Source organism: Bradyrhizobium sp. USDA 4341 (assembly GCF_054063755.1).
Map to the genome: position 1 here is coordinate 908,685 of NZ_JBSSGO010000002.1, position 13,934 is coordinate 922,618.

Genomic DNA, 13,934 nt, shown 5'->3' on the forward strand with positions numbered 1-13,934 from the left:
TGCCGGCCCCCCAAAGGACGCCTGTTGAGGGTTCGCCCATTGGAGCTCGGCATGATTGCAATCCATTGAGCTGCCCGGTACGTCAATGCTCCGGCCGATGCAAGGGGACGGATTAGTTCCGCCGATGAACCACACTCTTCCAATACAGTCTCGCACGGCTTCCGCGCGCGGGTTCTTCACGCGCTTCCGCGCCATCGCGGTCGTTGGCCTGTTCTGCGCCGCCGCGCTCGGCGGCTGCGCCGGCGAGCAATTCCAGAAGGGCTACATCCTGCCCGACGGAGCGCTCGAGCAGATTCCGATCGGCGCGAGCCAGGATCAGGTGCTGATCGTGCTCGGCACGCCCTCGACGGTCGCAACGCTCGACGGCGAGGTGTTTTACTACATCTCGCAGCGGACCTCGCGGCCGGTTGCCTTCATGAACCAGCGTGTGGTCGACCAGCGCGTCATCGCGGTCTATTTCGACAAGAACCGCCAGGTGCGCCGGCTTGCCAATTACGGCCTGAAGGACGGCAAGATCTTCGACTTCGTCAGCCGGACCACGCCGACGTCGGGCCAGGAAATGTCCTACCTGACACCGCTCTTCAAGCTGCTGAGCTTCAACTAGAGCATGATCCGGAAAAGTGCGAAGCGGTTTTCCGAAAAGATCATGCTCAAAAAATAAGGCCTGAAGGACTGCGCCAGTTTGTCGCTTGCCCCACGGGCAAGCGGTCCCCTACGCTTGCTCGCAAACAAGAAGCCTGAGCAGGGGGTAAGCGCGTGAGAGCCAGGAGATTTTCCCGTCGTACGGTATTGTCGGGCGCGGCCGCATTGTCGGCGGCGGCGATCCTGCCGCGTGCCAGTCTCGGTGCCGGCGACTGGCGGCCGTCCGAGACGGTCCGGATCATCGTGCCGGCTGCCGCCGGCGGCTCGACCGACGTGATGGGGCGGCTGCTGGCGGCGCATTTGCAGCCGCTCTGGGGCCAGTCGGTCGTGGTGGAGAATCGCTCCGGCGCCGGCGGCACCATCGGCACATCGGAGGTCGCGCGCAGCAAGGGCGACGGCCACACCATCCTGATCGGCAATCCCGGCCCCAACGCGATCGCCTTCAGCATCTTCCGGAACCTGACCTACAAGGCCGACCAGCTACAGGCGGTCTCCAACATGATCCGGATCCCGAACATCGTCTCGGCGCATCCATCGACCGGCATCAAGTCGATCCCCGAATTGATCGCCTATCTGAAGAAGAACCCCGACAAGCTCACCTACGGCTCGTCCGGTACCGGGCAGAGCCCTCACCTCACCGGCGCCTGGTTCCTGCAACTCACCGGGCTGAAGATGACGCATGTGCCGTTCCGCGGCGCCGGCCCAGCGCTGCAGGCCGGGCTCGCCGGCGACATCCAGATCCTGTTCGACAATCTCTATCCGTCGCTGCCGCAGGTGCAGGACGGCAAGCTGAACGGGCTCTGCGTCACCACGGCCGAGCGCAGCGAGGCCGCGCCCAATCTGCCTGTGATGCGCGAGGGTGCGCCTGAGCTTGCCAAATTCGACGTCGCCTCCTGGTTCGGCGTGTTCCTGCCGAAGACGGCACCGGCGCCCGTGGTCGACGAGTTGAACCGTCAGATCAAGGCGATGCTGGAGCGCGACGACGTCAGGAAGAACATCGCCGGCATGGGCGCGCGCGCCGACTACCGCACGCCGCAGCAATTCTCCGACTTCGTCAGCGCGGAGACCACAAAGTTCGCCGCCATCATCGAGAAGGAAGGCTTGCAGATGGAGGTCAAGTAACCGCCGCTGTTACAGCACCGTAGGGCGGATTAGCCGACCACGTCCGCCGTAGCTCAACGAGCGAAGGCGGAAGGCGTAATCCGCCGCGGCGGTTAGACCTATCGGTGGATTACGCTTCGCCAATCCACCCTACAATTCTGTCACTCCGGAGCACGGTGCGGCCAAGGCTAAGAGGACTTGTTGATCTTCTTGATCTTGGCGTCGGTTGCTTCCATCGACATCGCCAGTTCCAGGATCGCCTGCGACAACAGCTCGATGGCCTCCTTCTGATCCTGCGACTTGGAGGCGCGGAGCGCATAGTTCCGTGCGGATGAGAGCGACATCGATTGATCTCCGTGTTGTTCGCCTCTGGTTGTCGGCGGATATCGTCGGCGGAAAGCCGATCAATTCGGCAGTACACCGAACCAAGTCCATGCAAAACAAAAACCCCGCGGCTTGCACCGCGGGGTTTTGCATTCAGTCTTGTCGTACCGCTCAGTGCGCCAAAATCGCCAGCAGCAGCAGCGCCACGATGTTGGTGATCTTGATCATCGGGTTGACCGCCGGGCCCGCCGTGTCCTTGTAGGGATCGCCGACAGTGTCGCCGGTCACCGCGGACTTGTGGGCGTCGGAGCCCTTGCCGCCATAGTGGCCGTCCTCGATGTACTTCTTGGCATTGTCCCAGGCGCCGCCGCCCGAGGTCATCGAAATCGCGACGAACAGGCCGGTGACGATGACGCCGAGCAGCATGGCGCCGACCGCGGAGAACGCCGCCGATTTGCCGGCCGCGCCGCCGCCCGCGATCGCGTAGATCACGAAGTAGACGAAGATCGGCGACAGCACCGGCAGCAGCGACGGGATGATCATCTCCTTGATCGCCGCCTTGGTCAGCAGGTCCACGGCTTTGCCGTAGTCCGGCTTGTCGGTGCCCTGCATGATGCCGGGCTTCTCGCGGAACTGACGGCGCACCTCTTCAACGATCGCGCTGGCGGCGCGTCCGACCGCCGTCATGCCCATCGCGCCGAACAGATACGGCAGCAGGCCACCGAACAGCAGGCCGACCACGACGTAGGGGTTGTTGAGCGAGAAGTCGGGATTGACCCCCTTGAAGTAGAGGTGGTTGGCGGAGTCTGCGATGAAGAATTTGAGGTCCTGATTATACGCCGCAAACAGCACCAGCGCACCGAGACCGGCGGAGCCGATCGCGTAGCCCTTGGTCACCGCCTTGGTGGTGTTGCCGACCGCGTCGAGCGCGTCGGTCGACTTGCGCACCTCCTTGGGCAGACCGGCCATCTCGGCGATGCCGCCGGCGTTGTCGGTGACCGGGCCGAAGGCGTCGAGCGCGACGATCATGCCGGCCAGCGCCAGCATGGTGGCGGTCGCGATCGCGATGCCGAACAGGCCGGCCAGGCTGTAGGTGACCAGGATGCCGGCGATGATGACGAGCGCGGGCAGCGCGGTCGCCTCCATCGAGATCGCGAGGCCCTGGATCACGTTGGTGCCGTGACCGGTGACGGACGCCGCCGCGATCGACTTCACCGGACGGTAGTCGGTGCCGGTGTAGTACTCGGTGATCCAGATGATCAAGCCGGTGACGACGAGGCCGACCACGCCGCATTCGAACAGCGCCATGCCGGTGAAGTCGACGCCATCGAGCTTGCCGAAGCCGATCAGCCAATTGATCACGGCCGCAACGCCGACCAGCGACAGCACGCCGGTGGCGATCAGGCCCTTGTACAGGGCACCCATGATCGACTGGCTGGCGCCGAGCTTGACGAAGAAGGTGCCGATGATCGAGGTGATGATGCAGATGCCGCCGATCGCGAGCGGCAGCGTCATCATGTTCACCAGGATCGGCGTCTTGGCGAAGAAGATCGCCGCGAGCACCATGGTGGCGACCGCGGTCACCGCATAGGTCTCGAACAGGTCGGCCGCCATGCCAGCGCAATCGCCGACATTGTCGCCGACGTTGTCGGCGATGGTGGCCGGGTTGCGCGGATCGTCCTCCGGGATGCCGGCCTCGACCTTGCCGACGAGGTCGCCGCCGACGTCCGCACCCTTGGTGAAGATGCCGCCGCCGAGACGGGCAAAGATCGAGATCAACGAGGCGCCGAAGCCGAGCGCCACCATGGCGTCGACCACGGTGCGGCTACCGGCCTCCAGCCCCATGAACTTGACCAGCACGATGAAGTAGATGGTAACGCCGAGCAGTGCGAGACCGGCAACCAGCATGCCGGTGATCGCACCCGCCTTGAAGGCGAGCTCGAGGCCGCCGGCCAGCGAGGTGGTCGCCGCCTGCGCGGTGCGGACGTTGGCGCGCACCGAGACGTTCATGCCGATGAAGCCGGCCGCACCCGACAGGATGGCGCCGATCGCAAAGCCGATCGCCACCAGAAGGCCAAGGAAGTAGGCCAGCACCACGAAGATCACGATACCGACCATGCCGATCGTGGTGTATTGCCGCCGCAGATAGGCTTGTGCGCCTTCGCGCACCGCGCCCGCGATTTCCTGCATGCGGGCATTGCCCGCATCCGCGTTCAAGACCGACTGCGTCGCCCAGATCGCGTAGACGATGGAAAGCGCCCCGCAGAGCACAATCAACCATAAAGCTGTCATTGAATGTTGCCTCAGATCCTTGATGTAACCCCCGCGCCTTCTTTGTGCCGCTAGGGGGCGGCAGGCGCTTATTTTGCGAGGACAATCCTCCCCAAAAACGGATTGCCTCAAATCGGGCGCGACCTTGCCAAAATCGTTACCGCTGTGCAACGCCACCTACGGCCGAAAACGCCGATATCGGCAGCAATTTAGAAGGAAAGTCGGCGCGTTTTGGCCGGACGTTCTAGAAATGGCTGTAGGACAGGCGCTTCAGCGCCAGTTCCCTGCCCTGTCCGTCGAGGAAGCTTGGCGGTGACTGGCCTGCAATGAGGCCACCGATCGCGGTGACAGCGACCTTGGCCTGCCGTGCCTCGCGCACAAAGGCGTCCGCGCGATCGCCCGGGACCGCGCACAAGAGTTCGTAGTCATCGCCGCCGGCCACCAAGGTCTCGAACCCGATCGCCTTGCGCGCGAGCAGCCCCGCGGCCGCAGGCGACAATGGGATGCTGGGCACGTTGATCACGGCCGTCACACCGCTGGCTGCGCAAAGCTTGGCCAGATCGCCAGCGAGACCATCGGACACGTCCATCGCCGCGCTGGCGTAGCTGCGGACGGCCTTGGCAAGGGCGTTGCGCGGCTGCGGAACTCGGTAGCGGGCCGCAAGAAAATCCCGGCCGGCGGCATCGTCGGCCAGTGCCGCCGCGACCGGACCGCCCTGAAGCACATCGAGACCGAGCGCGGCATCCCCGATCGTACCGGTCACGAACAGGCGGTCGCCGGCCTTTGCCCCTGCGCGGTGCACCATCTTGCCCTGAGGCAGCCGCCCGAACGCGGTGATCGAGATCATCAGCGGCCCCGGCGTCGACACCGTGTCGCCGCCGAGCAGCGGGCAGCCGTAATGACTGGCGTCCTCACCGAGCGCCTGGGCAAACGGCTTGAGCCAGGCCTCCTCGGCGTGGCGCAGCGCCAGCGTCAGCACGAAGCCGGCCGGCGCTGCGCCCTTGGCCGCGATGTCGGACAGGTTCACCCGCAGTGCCTTGCGCGCCAGCGTGTCCGGCGGATCATCGGGCAGGAAATGCACGCCCTCGACGATCGCATCCGTGGTGACGACGATGTCCTCGCCGGCCGCCCTCAGCGCGGCAGCGTCGTCGTCGAGCCCGAACGCGCCCGGGTCGGTCGCAAGCGGCCTGAAATAGCGCGCGATCAGGGAGTCTTCGCCGGAGGGACCGTCGTGACGCTCTGCCATATCGTGCGCCTTCCCCTCAGCTGTCATCGCCCGGCTCGACCGGGCGATCCAGTACGCCGCGGAAGCTGTTGTTGCCAATGACCACCGCGGCGTACTGGATCACCCGCATGCGCGGGTGATGACGGCGGAATACGTGGTTCAGCCCCGCACAAACTCGTCGCCGCGGAACTGGCGTGCGATCTGGTCGAGCACGGCGTTGACCATGCCGGTCTCGTCCTTCTCGACAAAGGCGTGCGCAACGTCGACATATTCGGAAACCACCACGCGGCCCGGCACGTCCCGGCGGTGCTCGAGCTCGTAGGACCCTGCCCGCAGCACCGCGCGCAGGATCGCGTCGATCCGCTTCAGCGGCCAGCCCTTCGACAGCGCCTCGTCGATCAAGGGATCGAGCTTGGCCTGGTCGCGCACCACGCCGGAGACGACATCGCGGAAGAACGCGGCTTCCGCCGGCAGGTATTTCTCACCCTCGACCTCGTTACCGAGCCAGTGGCTCTCGAACTCGGCGAAGATGTCGTTGATGCCAGCGCCGCCAATGTCCATCTGGTAGAGCGCCTGCACGGCAGCGAGCCGTGCCGCGCCGCGCCGGTTGGCTTTCCTGTCGGGGGCTTTCGCGGGCTTCTTGTTGTCAGCCATGGTCAGGCCTTTGCCAGACGGCGTTTGATCCGCAGCATCGCGATCGCCGCGCGCGCGGCGTCGCCGCCCTTGTTCAACTCGCTGGCCCGCGCCCGCGCCCAGGCCTGCGCCTCGGTGTTGACGGTGAGGATGCCGTTGCCGAGCGGAAATTTCCGGCTCACGGCCAGATCCATCAATCCGCGCGAGGACTCCTGCGAGACGATCTCGAAATGGATGGTGTCGCCGCGCACCACGCAGCCGAGCGCGATCGCCGCATCATAGGGCTTGCCGTTTGCCGCCGCGGCGTCGATCGCGATCGCGATCGCGGCCGGAATCTCCAGCGCGCCCGGCACCGTGATCACGTCATGGCTGGCGCCCGCCGTCTTCAGCTCGGCGAGCGCGCCTTCCAGCAGCGCATCCTGGATATCGTCATAAAACCGGGCCTCGACGATCAGCACGCGTGCGCCGCTGATGTCGGTCTGGTCCTTCAGGGGTGCGCGCCGCGCGTCAGCCATTGCAATACCAATCGGGAACTTGGGGAGGAGTTGTGCTGCGTTTTAGGCGCAGCAGGCGGTAAAGCCAAGGGCAATACTGACCCGGATGTCACCACGATCAGCCTGATTTTTCAGGTCGGCTTCGCCCGCAATGCATAGGCCATCCGGCTGGAGGCCACCCGAGGTGAACAGGCAGATAAGGACGTCTATCTCGGCCGCAATGCCGAAGCCGAGGCTATTTCATCTCGGACAGCCGCGCGGCATAGCGGGCCATCAGATCGACCTCGATATTGACCTCGCTGCCGGCCTTCCAGCCGCTCAGGGTCGTGACGGAAAGCGTGTGCGGGATGATCAGCACCGAAAAAGTGACATCGTCGACCGTATTCACGGTCAGCGACACGCCGTCCAGCGTGATCGATCCCTTGGCGGCGATGAAACGCGCCAGTTCGCGGCTGGTTCGCAGCTCGAAGCGAGCCATGTCGGGCAGATCATCGCGCTTGACGATGGTGGCGATCCCGTCGGCATGCCCGGCCACGATATGACCGCCGAGCTCGTCGCCGATCTTGAGCGCGCGCTCGAGGTTGAGCCGGCCACCCTGCGCCCAGTGCCTGGCGGTGGTCATGCCGAGCGTCTCGGCCGCGGCATCGACATCGAACCAGGTCTTGCCGTCAGCCGTGCCAGAGGCGACCACGGTGAGGCAGACGCCGTTGCAGGCAATCGAAGCGCCGTCGGCGATCGTGGTCTGGTCATAGTCGCAGGCAATCCGCATCCGGTGCAGCTGCCCCTGCGCCACGGGCTTCAGGCTGGTGATCTCACCGATATCGGTGACAATTCCGGTAAACATTACGCACGCTCGTAGATCATGAGACTGTCGTTATCGAGGGTTTCGCTAGCACGAAGGCGGAAGGCGGGCGACTGCGTGATTGCGGCGAGCGGCATTGCGTCCAGCGCGGGAACGCCATCGGCACCGATTGGTTCAGGTCCGCGCAACAGCCAGATTTCGTCGACCAGGCCGGCTGCCACGAAAGAATTTGCCACGCGTGCGCCGCCTTCGACCATCAGCCGCGTGACGCCCTCCTCCGCCAGCGCATGCAACACCGCCGGCAGATCGAGCCCGGGCTGCGCGCTGGACGCAACGCGGATCACCTCCGCCCCGGCAGCACCAAGCTTCATCGCGGCCGGCGGCTCGGCAAGATCTGATGTCATCACCCAGAGCGGCGTCTCGCGCGCCGAATGGACCAGGCGGCTGTCGCCCGAGATCCGCAGCGCGCGATCGAGAACCAGGCGCACCGGCGAACGCGCCGCCATGCCGGGCAACCGGCAGGTCAGCAGCGGATCGTCGGCCTTCACCGTGCCGATGCCGACCAGGATCGCATCGCTCTGCGCGCGCAACAGATGCACGCGCCTCTGCGCAGCCTCGCCGGTAATCGCTACGGGCTTGTGGCCACCCGCTGCGATCTTGTCGTCGGCGGACACCGCGAGCTTGAGGATCACATGCGGGCGCTTGTCCGTGATACGGCGGAAATGCCCGGCATGGTCGCGCGCGGCCTCGGCCGCGCACAGCCCGACATCGACAGCGATTCCTGCAGCGCGCAGCTTGGCGTGCCCCTTCCCGCCGACCTCCGGATTGGGGTCCTCGATCGCCGACACCACGCGGGCGAGCCCGGCCGCGACGACGGCATCCGCACAGGGCGGCGAGCGGCCGAAATGCGAGCAGGGTTCGAGCGTGACATAGAGCGTGGCGCCGCGCGCCGCGTCACCCGCGCGCCTCAATGCCTCGACCTCGGCATGGGGACGGCCGCCGGGCTGGGTCCAGCCGCGGCCGACAATCACGCAGTCCTTGACGATGACGGCACCGACCGCCGGATTGGGCCAAGTGCGCCCGAGCCCGCGGCGGCCGAGCGCGAGCGCGAGCTGCATGAAGCGCAGATCGGCGGCCTTTGCCGTTTCCTTCGCCTCTTTGGCTTTCTGCCCGAGCTGCTCTTCCAGAATGCGGAAGATCATTTTCGCAACGTCGCGATCCGCGGGTCCTCTTCGCCGGTCAGCTCGTCGAGCACGGCCTCAAAGTCCTTGGCCTCGCGGAAGTTACGATAGACCGAGGCGAAGCGCACATAGGCGACGTCGTCGAGCTGGCGCAGATGCTCCATCACGATCTCGCCGATCGCCTCCGAGGAGACCTCCGCCTCGCCGCCGCTTTCGAGCTCGCGCACGATGGTCGAGACCATCTTCTCCACCCGCTCCGACTCCACCGGGCGTTTGCGCAACGAGATCTGCAGCGAGCGCACCAGCTTGTCGCGATCGAACGGCACGCGGCGGCCATTGCGCTTGATCACGGTCAGCTCGCGCAGCTGCACCCGCTCGAAGGTCGTGAAGCGGAAGTTGCAGGCCATGCAGACGCGTCGCCTGCGGATGACAGCGGAGTCCTCGGTCGGACGCGAGTCCTTGACCTGCGTATCGAGAGAATTGCAGCTCGGGCAGCGCATCCGACGGGACCTTTACGAGCGAACGGCTACTGGTAGATCGGGAAGCGATCGGTCAGCGCCTTAACGCGTTCCTTGATCGCGGCCTCGACCAGCGGCGCCTTGCCGTCCGGCGACTGCGCCAGCGCGTTCAGCACTTCCGCGATCATGCCGCCGACCTGCTTGAACTCGGCGACGCCGAAGCCACGGGTGGTCGCAGCCGGCGTACCGAGACGCAGGCCCGAGGTGACGAACGGCTTCTCGGGATCGAACGGGATGCCGTTCTTGTTGCAGGTGATCGCAGCGCGCACCAGCGCCTTCTCGGAGATGTTGCCCTTCAGGCCCTTCGGCCTGAGGTCGACCAGCATCAGATGGTTGTCGGTGCCGCCGGAGACGATGTCGAGGCCGTGGCTGCGCAGCGTCTCCGCCAGCGCCTTGGCGTTCTCGACCACGTTCTTGGCGTAGATCTTGAAGTCCGGCCGCAGCGCTTCCGCGAATGCGACCGCCTTGGCGGCGATGACGTGCATCAGCGGGCCGCCCTGCAGGCCGGGGAAGATCGCCGAGTTCAGCTTCTTGGCGAGCGTCTCGTCATTGGTGAGGATCAGGCCGCCGCGCGGACCGCGCAGCGATTTGTGGGTCGTCGTGGTGGTGACGTGGGCGTGCGGCACCGGCGAGGCATGCACGCCGCCGGCGACGAGGCCCGCGAAATGCGCCATGTCGACCAACAGATACGCGCCGACAGAATCTGCGATCTCGCGGAAGCGCTTGAAGTCCCAGGCGCGCGAATAGGCCGAGCCGCCGGCGATGATCAGCTTCGGCTTGACCTGCTCGGCCTGCTTCTGGACTTCGTCCATGTCGATGATCTGGTCCTCGCGACGCACCGTGTAATGCGCGGCCTTGAACCACTTGCCGGACATGTTGACCGGTGAGCCGTGGGTGAGATGGCCGCCGGCGGCAAGGTCGAGACCCATGAACGTGTCGCCGGGCTGCAGCAGCGCCAGAAACACCGCCTGATTCATCTGGCTGCCGGAGTTCGGCTGGACGTTGGCAAAGCCGGCGCCGAACAGTTTCTTGGCACGCTCGATCGCCAGGTTCTCGGCGACGTCGACCCACTCGCAACCGCCGTAATAGCGCGCGCCCGGATAGCCTTCCGCGTATTTGTTGGTCATCACCGAGCCCTGCGCCTCCAGCACCGCGCGGCTGACGATGTTCTCGGAGGCGATCAGCTCGATCTCATGGCTCTGCCGGCCGAGCTCGCCCTTGATCGCGGCGGCGATCTCGGGATCGGCCTCGGCAAGGGTTGCCGTGAAGAAGGAATCGGGCGCGGAAGCGGTCTTGGAGGATGAGGTCATCGGCGAAATATCTCCACCGCCGCAAGCCTTTACACGGGATGCGGACGGTCACGAGTGGCGGTCGAAGCTGGTTTCAGAGGGTTATCACATCACCCCAAAATGGCCAAGCCGTTGCGGTCCCCGGCGGTCAATTATGCCAGATATGGTGGGGATGCCGGGGATTGCCAGCCGGCTGGGCCGGCCTATCCCCGTCCCGGTTCCGGCCCCTCCGCAGGCCATAGCTGCCGGGGCCCGCGGGGGCGGACGGGACGCCCCCTTCCCGATCGCGCGACCAGCCGATGCTGACGCCTCAAGGCGAGCCGCGCCCTCGAGCTTCACCAGAGCGGCCCACCCAATCACGCGACGTCCGGCTCTCTCGATCATCACGCGCGCGATCATGATGCATCGAGTCACGAGATGATTTTGAATCGTTCTTTGAATCACTCAACACTGGATCGATTCAAGCCTCTCACGCGATGCGTGCAATTGTGCGTCGTACTCCGTTGTCCCTCAGCCACACACATCAGCTTAGCGCACAGCTTCGATAGCTTCTAACCGCGCTCGGGCTGTTCGCGAAAATCATCGTGATAACGACGCCGAAGACAATTCTCTTTGGGGGCGTTGAATGACGGACGGATGGATTCGGCCGCAGCGGTTTGCTGCTCCGGCTTTGGTGATGCTTTGGGTTGCGGGTGCGGGCGAGGTCTTCGCGCAGACGCAATTGCCGTCCGTGACGGTCGATGCGCCCCACCGGCAAGCGGCGCGATCGCAGCAGCCTTCGCAACGGTCCACGCGCGCACGCAGCGCCTCGCGCCGCGCCACAGTCGCGCCAGTGGGAGCGCAGCCACAGGCTGCACAGCAGGCCGCAGGCTCAGGCGCTGGGCGCGAGCGCGCCAACGGCCCGGTCACCGGCTACCTGGCGCGGCAGAGCGCCAGCGGCACCAAGACCAGCACGCCGATCATCCAGACACCGCAATCGGTGACTGTCATCAGCGCCGAGCAGATCCGCGACCAGAAGATCGTCAGCAAGTTCGACGAAGTGCTGCGCTACACACCGGGCGTCATCGGCGGCACCTACGGCGCCGATTTCCGCAACGACTGGTTCATGATCCGCGGCTTCCCCGCGCAGAACGAGTCGCTGTTCCTCGACGGCCTCCAGCTGTTCTACACCTCCTATGCGAGCTGGAAGCTGCAGCCTTTCAATCTCGAGCGCGTCGAGGTGCTGCGCGGTCCGTCCGGCATCCTGTATGGCGGCTCGGCGCCGGGCGGCCTCGTCAATGCGGTGAGCAAACTGCCGCAGGCGGAGCCCATTCGCTACATCGAGACCGGCGTCAACAATTTCGGCAACGCCTACACCCAGTTCGACATCGGCGGCGCGGCGGCGCAACCCGGCGGCGGCCAGGTGCAGTATCGCCTCGTGGGCCAGGCCCAGGGCGGCGGCACCCAGACCGATTATGTCTACGACAACAATTTCTTCTTCGCCCCGTCAGTGACCTGGCGGCCCGACGCCGACACCAGCCTCACCGTGTTCGGCATGGCCTCGCACAGCAACACCCGCGCGCTGAACTTCCTGCCCTATGTCGGCACCGTCACCAACGCGCCGTTCGGCCGGATACCGACCAGCCTGTTCGTCGGCGATCCCAGCGTCGACCAATTCCGCCGCGACCAGGAGCTGGTCGGCTACCAGTTCCAGAAGAACGTGTCTGACAGCGTCGACTTCCGCCAGAACGCGCGCATGGCGCATGTCGACGTCTATTACGCCGGCCTCTACGGGCTCGGTTACGCCACGACGCCGGCGGCGGCCGACATCACCCGCGGCAATTTCTACACCCGCGGCATCGCCACGCAGCTCAACCTCGACAATCAGCTCGAATACCGCTTCTCCACCGGCGCGCTCCAACACACCGCGCTGGTCGGCGTCGATCTGAAGTATTACGGCATCGACGACCGGCAGGGTTTTGGCATGGGCACGAATCTCAACGTGTTCAATCCGGTCTACGGCAACAACCTGCCGTATAGCGGCCCGCTGTATCAGAACGCCTATCTCACCCAGGGCATGGCTGGGCTCTATCTGCAGGATCAGGTCAAGCTGGATCGCCTGACGGTCGTGCTGTCGGGACGCCAGGACTGGGTCGACCTCACCAACAACAACCGGATCGGCGTCGATCAGAGCCGCGACGACAGCAAGTTCTCCGGCCGGGTCGGCGCGATCTACAATTTCGACAGCGGCGTCGCGCCCTACGTCTCCTACATGACCGGCTACAATCCTGTCATCGGCACCAACGCCGCCGGCCAATTGCTGCTGCCGGAGACCTCCGAGCAGACCGAGGTCGGCGTCAAGTACGAGCCGGTCGGCCTCAACGCGCGGTTCGGCGTCGCGCTGTTCGACCTCAAGCGCAAGAACGCGCTGACCACAGATCCGAACAACACGCTGTTCCAGACCCAGAATGGCGAGGTCACGTCGCGCGGCGTCGAGCTCGAGGCGGTGGCGAACATCACGCGGGATTTCAAGCTGGTGGCGAGCTACACCAATTACGAGCTGTTCGTCAGCAAGGACCTCAATCCCGCGCTGATCGGCACCGTGCCGACCAACACGCCGCGGCAGCTCGCCTCGGTCTGGACCGACTACACCTTCCGCGACGGCCCGCTGAACGGCTTCGGCTTCGGCGGCGGCGTACGCTATGTCGGCTCATCCTTTGCCGATACCGCGAACACCGCGCGCGTCCCCGGAGTCGTGCTCGGCGACCTTGCCCTGCACTACGAATGGGACAACAACTGGCGCGCCGCGCTCAATGTCGTGAACGTCACCGACAAGATCTATGTCGCGAGCTGCGCCACCATCAATTCCTGTTACTACGGCGATCGCCGGCGCATCACGGCAAGCCTCGCCTACAAATGGTGAGCGTGCCGCGAAACATTCCGTTCACAAATCCATCATCGAGACAGAGGGGCGGCATTCAGCCGCCTCTCCATTTTTTTGACGCCGTCAGGGTGGTGTCAGCATGTCGCGCTAGGTTCGAACAGGGGCTACACTTGCCGCGCCCAGACTGGCCCGCTCCGAATTGCGAGCCCAGGAGCGGGCCTTTTAGGTGGCGAAGGTTTCCCGTGGCAACCCAAGGGCATCCGAGCCCGTCGCACGGGCCGCGCGCGGGCCAATATCAGAATGCACTCCTGAACTGCGCGACATAGTCGGGGCTGCCATAGACCCACATGGGCTCGTCGCATTGTCGTGGGCCTGTGTCGTTCATGCAGGCCGAACTCCACGGCGGAGCCGCGATCTGACGACCGACGATCCCGTATCCTTGCAGTCCGTTGCCAATTGTCGGTCCCGTGCCGACATGCGCTCGATCGCTGCCTTTGCCGGTTCGTGCATGAGCGAAGGCCTGGGTCGCAAGAGATGGCGCCAGCATGAGCGCCGCCAAAAGGTAGATGGTCTTCATCGTTCAGCAGCCTT

Annotated in this window: 13 protein-coding genes; 3 read left to right on the forward strand and 10 right to left on the reverse strand. The window is 65.1% G+C overall.

Annotation, left to right across the window (positions count from 1 at the left end; all coding sequences use genetic code 11):
* Positions 1-124: 124 nt before the first annotated feature.
* Complete coding sequence (locus tag ACVIGB_RS10040) at positions 125-604, forward strand: outer membrane protein assembly factor BamE (protein ID WP_456722792.1); 480 nt, start codon at positions 125-127, stop codon at positions 602-604.
* 152 nt (positions 605-756) lie between these two features.
* Positions 757-1,764 carry a Bug family tripartite tricarboxylate transporter substrate binding protein gene (locus ACVIGB_RS10045; protein ID WP_456722791.1) on the forward strand — a complete coding sequence of 336 codons (1,008 nt, stop codon included), beginning with the start codon at positions 757-759 and terminating at the stop codon, positions 1,762-1,764.
* Between the two features lie 167 nt (positions 1,765-1,931).
* On the opposite strand, the gene ACVIGB_RS10050 is transcribed toward ACVIGB_RS10045, so the two are convergent.
* The 9 genes from ACVIGB_RS10050 to glyA all read right to left on the reverse strand — a co-directional run bounded on the left by ACVIGB_RS10050 (position 1,932) and on the right by glyA (position 10,501).
* Positions 1,932-2,087, reverse strand: coding sequence for a hypothetical protein (locus ACVIGB_RS10050; protein ID WP_171947607.1), 156 nt, complete (start codon positions 2,085-2,087; stop codon positions 1,932-1,934).
* 151 nt (positions 2,088-2,238) lie between these two features.
* Complete coding sequence (locus ACVIGB_RS10055; protein WP_456722790.1) at positions 2,239-4,359, reverse strand: sodium-translocating pyrophosphatase; 2,121 nt, start codon at positions 4,357-4,359, stop codon at positions 2,239-2,241.
* A 223-nt stretch (positions 4,360-4,582) separates the two neighbouring features.
* Positions 4,583-5,584, reverse strand: coding sequence for a thiamine-phosphate kinase (gene thiL / locus ACVIGB_RS10060; protein ID WP_456722789.1), 1,002 nt, complete (start codon positions 5,582-5,584; stop codon positions 4,583-4,585).
* Positions 5,585-5,722: 138 nt separating this feature from the next.
* Positions 5,723-6,217, reverse strand: a complete 495-nt coding sequence (gene nusB / locus ACVIGB_RS10065) for a transcription antitermination factor NusB (RefSeq protein WP_092114726.1) — start codon at positions 6,215-6,217, stop codon at positions 5,723-5,725.
* Between the two features lie 2 nt (positions 6,218-6,219).
* The gene (gene ribH, locus ACVIGB_RS10070; RefSeq protein ID WP_229166337.1) at positions 6,220-6,711 is read right to left on the reverse strand and encodes a 6,7-dimethyl-8-ribityllumazine synthase; all 492 of its coding nucleotides are present in this window, start codon (positions 6,709-6,711) and stop codon (positions 6,220-6,222) included.
* A gap of 214 nt (positions 6,712-6,925) precedes the next feature.
* Positions 6,926-7,534, reverse strand: coding sequence for a riboflavin synthase (locus tag ACVIGB_RS10075; protein WP_212315012.1), 609 nt, complete (start codon positions 7,532-7,534; stop codon positions 6,926-6,928).
* On the reverse strand, positions 7,534-8,694 hold the full coding sequence (gene ribD / locus ACVIGB_RS10080; RefSeq protein WP_456722788.1) for a bifunctional diaminohydroxyphosphoribosylaminopyrimidine deaminase/5-amino-6-(5-phosphoribosylamino)uracil reductase RibD: 1,161 nt from the start codon (positions 8,692-8,694) through the stop codon (positions 7,534-7,536). The genes ACVIGB_RS10075 and ribD overlap by 1 nt, the downstream gene beginning before the upstream one ends.
* Positions 8,691-9,173 carry a transcriptional regulator NrdR gene (nrdR, locus tag ACVIGB_RS10085; RefSeq protein ID WP_050400938.1) on the reverse strand — a complete coding sequence of 161 codons (483 nt, stop codon included), beginning with the start codon at positions 9,171-9,173 and terminating at the stop codon, positions 8,691-8,693. The genes ribD and nrdR overlap by 4 nt, the downstream gene beginning before the upstream one ends.
* Before the next feature lie 26 nt (positions 9,174-9,199).
* The gene (gene glyA / locus ACVIGB_RS10090; protein WP_456722787.1) at positions 9,200-10,501 is read right to left on the reverse strand and encodes a serine hydroxymethyltransferase; all 1,302 of its coding nucleotides are present in this window, start codon (positions 10,499-10,501) and stop codon (positions 9,200-9,202) included.
* A 604-nt stretch (positions 10,502-11,105) separates the two neighbouring features.
* On the opposite strand from glyA, the gene ACVIGB_RS10095 reads away from it, so the two are divergent.
* Complete coding sequence (locus tag ACVIGB_RS10095) at positions 11,106-13,382, forward strand: TonB-dependent siderophore receptor (protein ID WP_456722786.1); 2,277 nt, start codon at positions 11,106-11,108, stop codon at positions 13,380-13,382.
* 256 nt (positions 13,383-13,638) lie between these two features.
* Here ACVIGB_RS10095 and ACVIGB_RS10100 read toward each other — a convergent pair whose 3' ends face one another.
* Positions 13,639-13,920: a hypothetical protein gene (locus tag ACVIGB_RS10100; RefSeq protein ID WP_456722785.1), complete on the reverse strand. Its 282-nt coding sequence runs from the start codon at positions 13,918-13,920 to the stop codon at positions 13,639-13,641.
* Positions 13,921-13,934 lie beyond the last annotated feature (14 nt).

Coding starts and splice junctions, on each gene's coding strand:
- ACVIGB_RS10040 (WP_456722792.1), top strand. CDS start 125: ATGAACCACACTCTTCCAATACAGTCTCGCACGGCTTCCGCGCGCGGG.
- ACVIGB_RS10050 (WP_171947607.1), bottom strand. CDS start 2,087: ATGTCGCTCTCATCCGCACGGAACTATGCGCTCCGCGCCTCCAAGTCG.
- ACVIGB_RS10055 (WP_456722790.1), bottom strand. CDS start 4,359: ATGACAGCTTTATGGTTGATTGTGCTCTGCGGGGCGCTTTCCATCGTC.
- thiL (WP_456722789.1), bottom strand. CDS start 5,584: ATGGCAGAGCGTCACGACGGTCCCTCCGGCGAAGACTCCCTGATCGCG.
- nusB (WP_092114726.1), bottom strand. CDS start 6,217: ATGGCTGACAACAAGAAGCCCGCGAAAGCCCCCGACAGGAAAGCCAAC.
- ribH (WP_229166337.1), bottom strand. CDS start 6,711: ATGGCTGACGCGCGGCGCGCACCCCTGAAGGACCAGACCGACATCAGC.
- ACVIGB_RS10075 (WP_212315012.1), bottom strand. CDS start 7,534: ATGTTTACCGGAATTGTCACCGATATCGGTGAGATCACCAGCCTGAAG.
- ribD (WP_456722788.1), bottom strand. CDS start 8,694: ATGATCTTCCGCATTCTGGAAGAGCAGCTCGGGCAGAAAGCCAAAGAG.
- nrdR (WP_050400938.1), bottom strand. CDS start 9,173: ATGCGCTGCCCGAGCTGCAATTCTCTCGATACGCAGGTCAAGGACTCG.
- glyA (WP_456722787.1), bottom strand. CDS start 10,501: ATGACCTCATCCTCCAAGACCGCTTCCGCGCCCGATTCCTTCTTCACG.
- ACVIGB_RS10095 (WP_456722786.1), top strand. CDS start 11,106: ATGACGGACGGATGGATTCGGCCGCAGCGGTTTGCTGCTCCGGCTTTG.
- ACVIGB_RS10100 (WP_456722785.1), bottom strand. CDS start 13,920: ATGAAGACCATCTACCTTTTGGCGGCGCTCATGCTGGCGCCATCTCTT.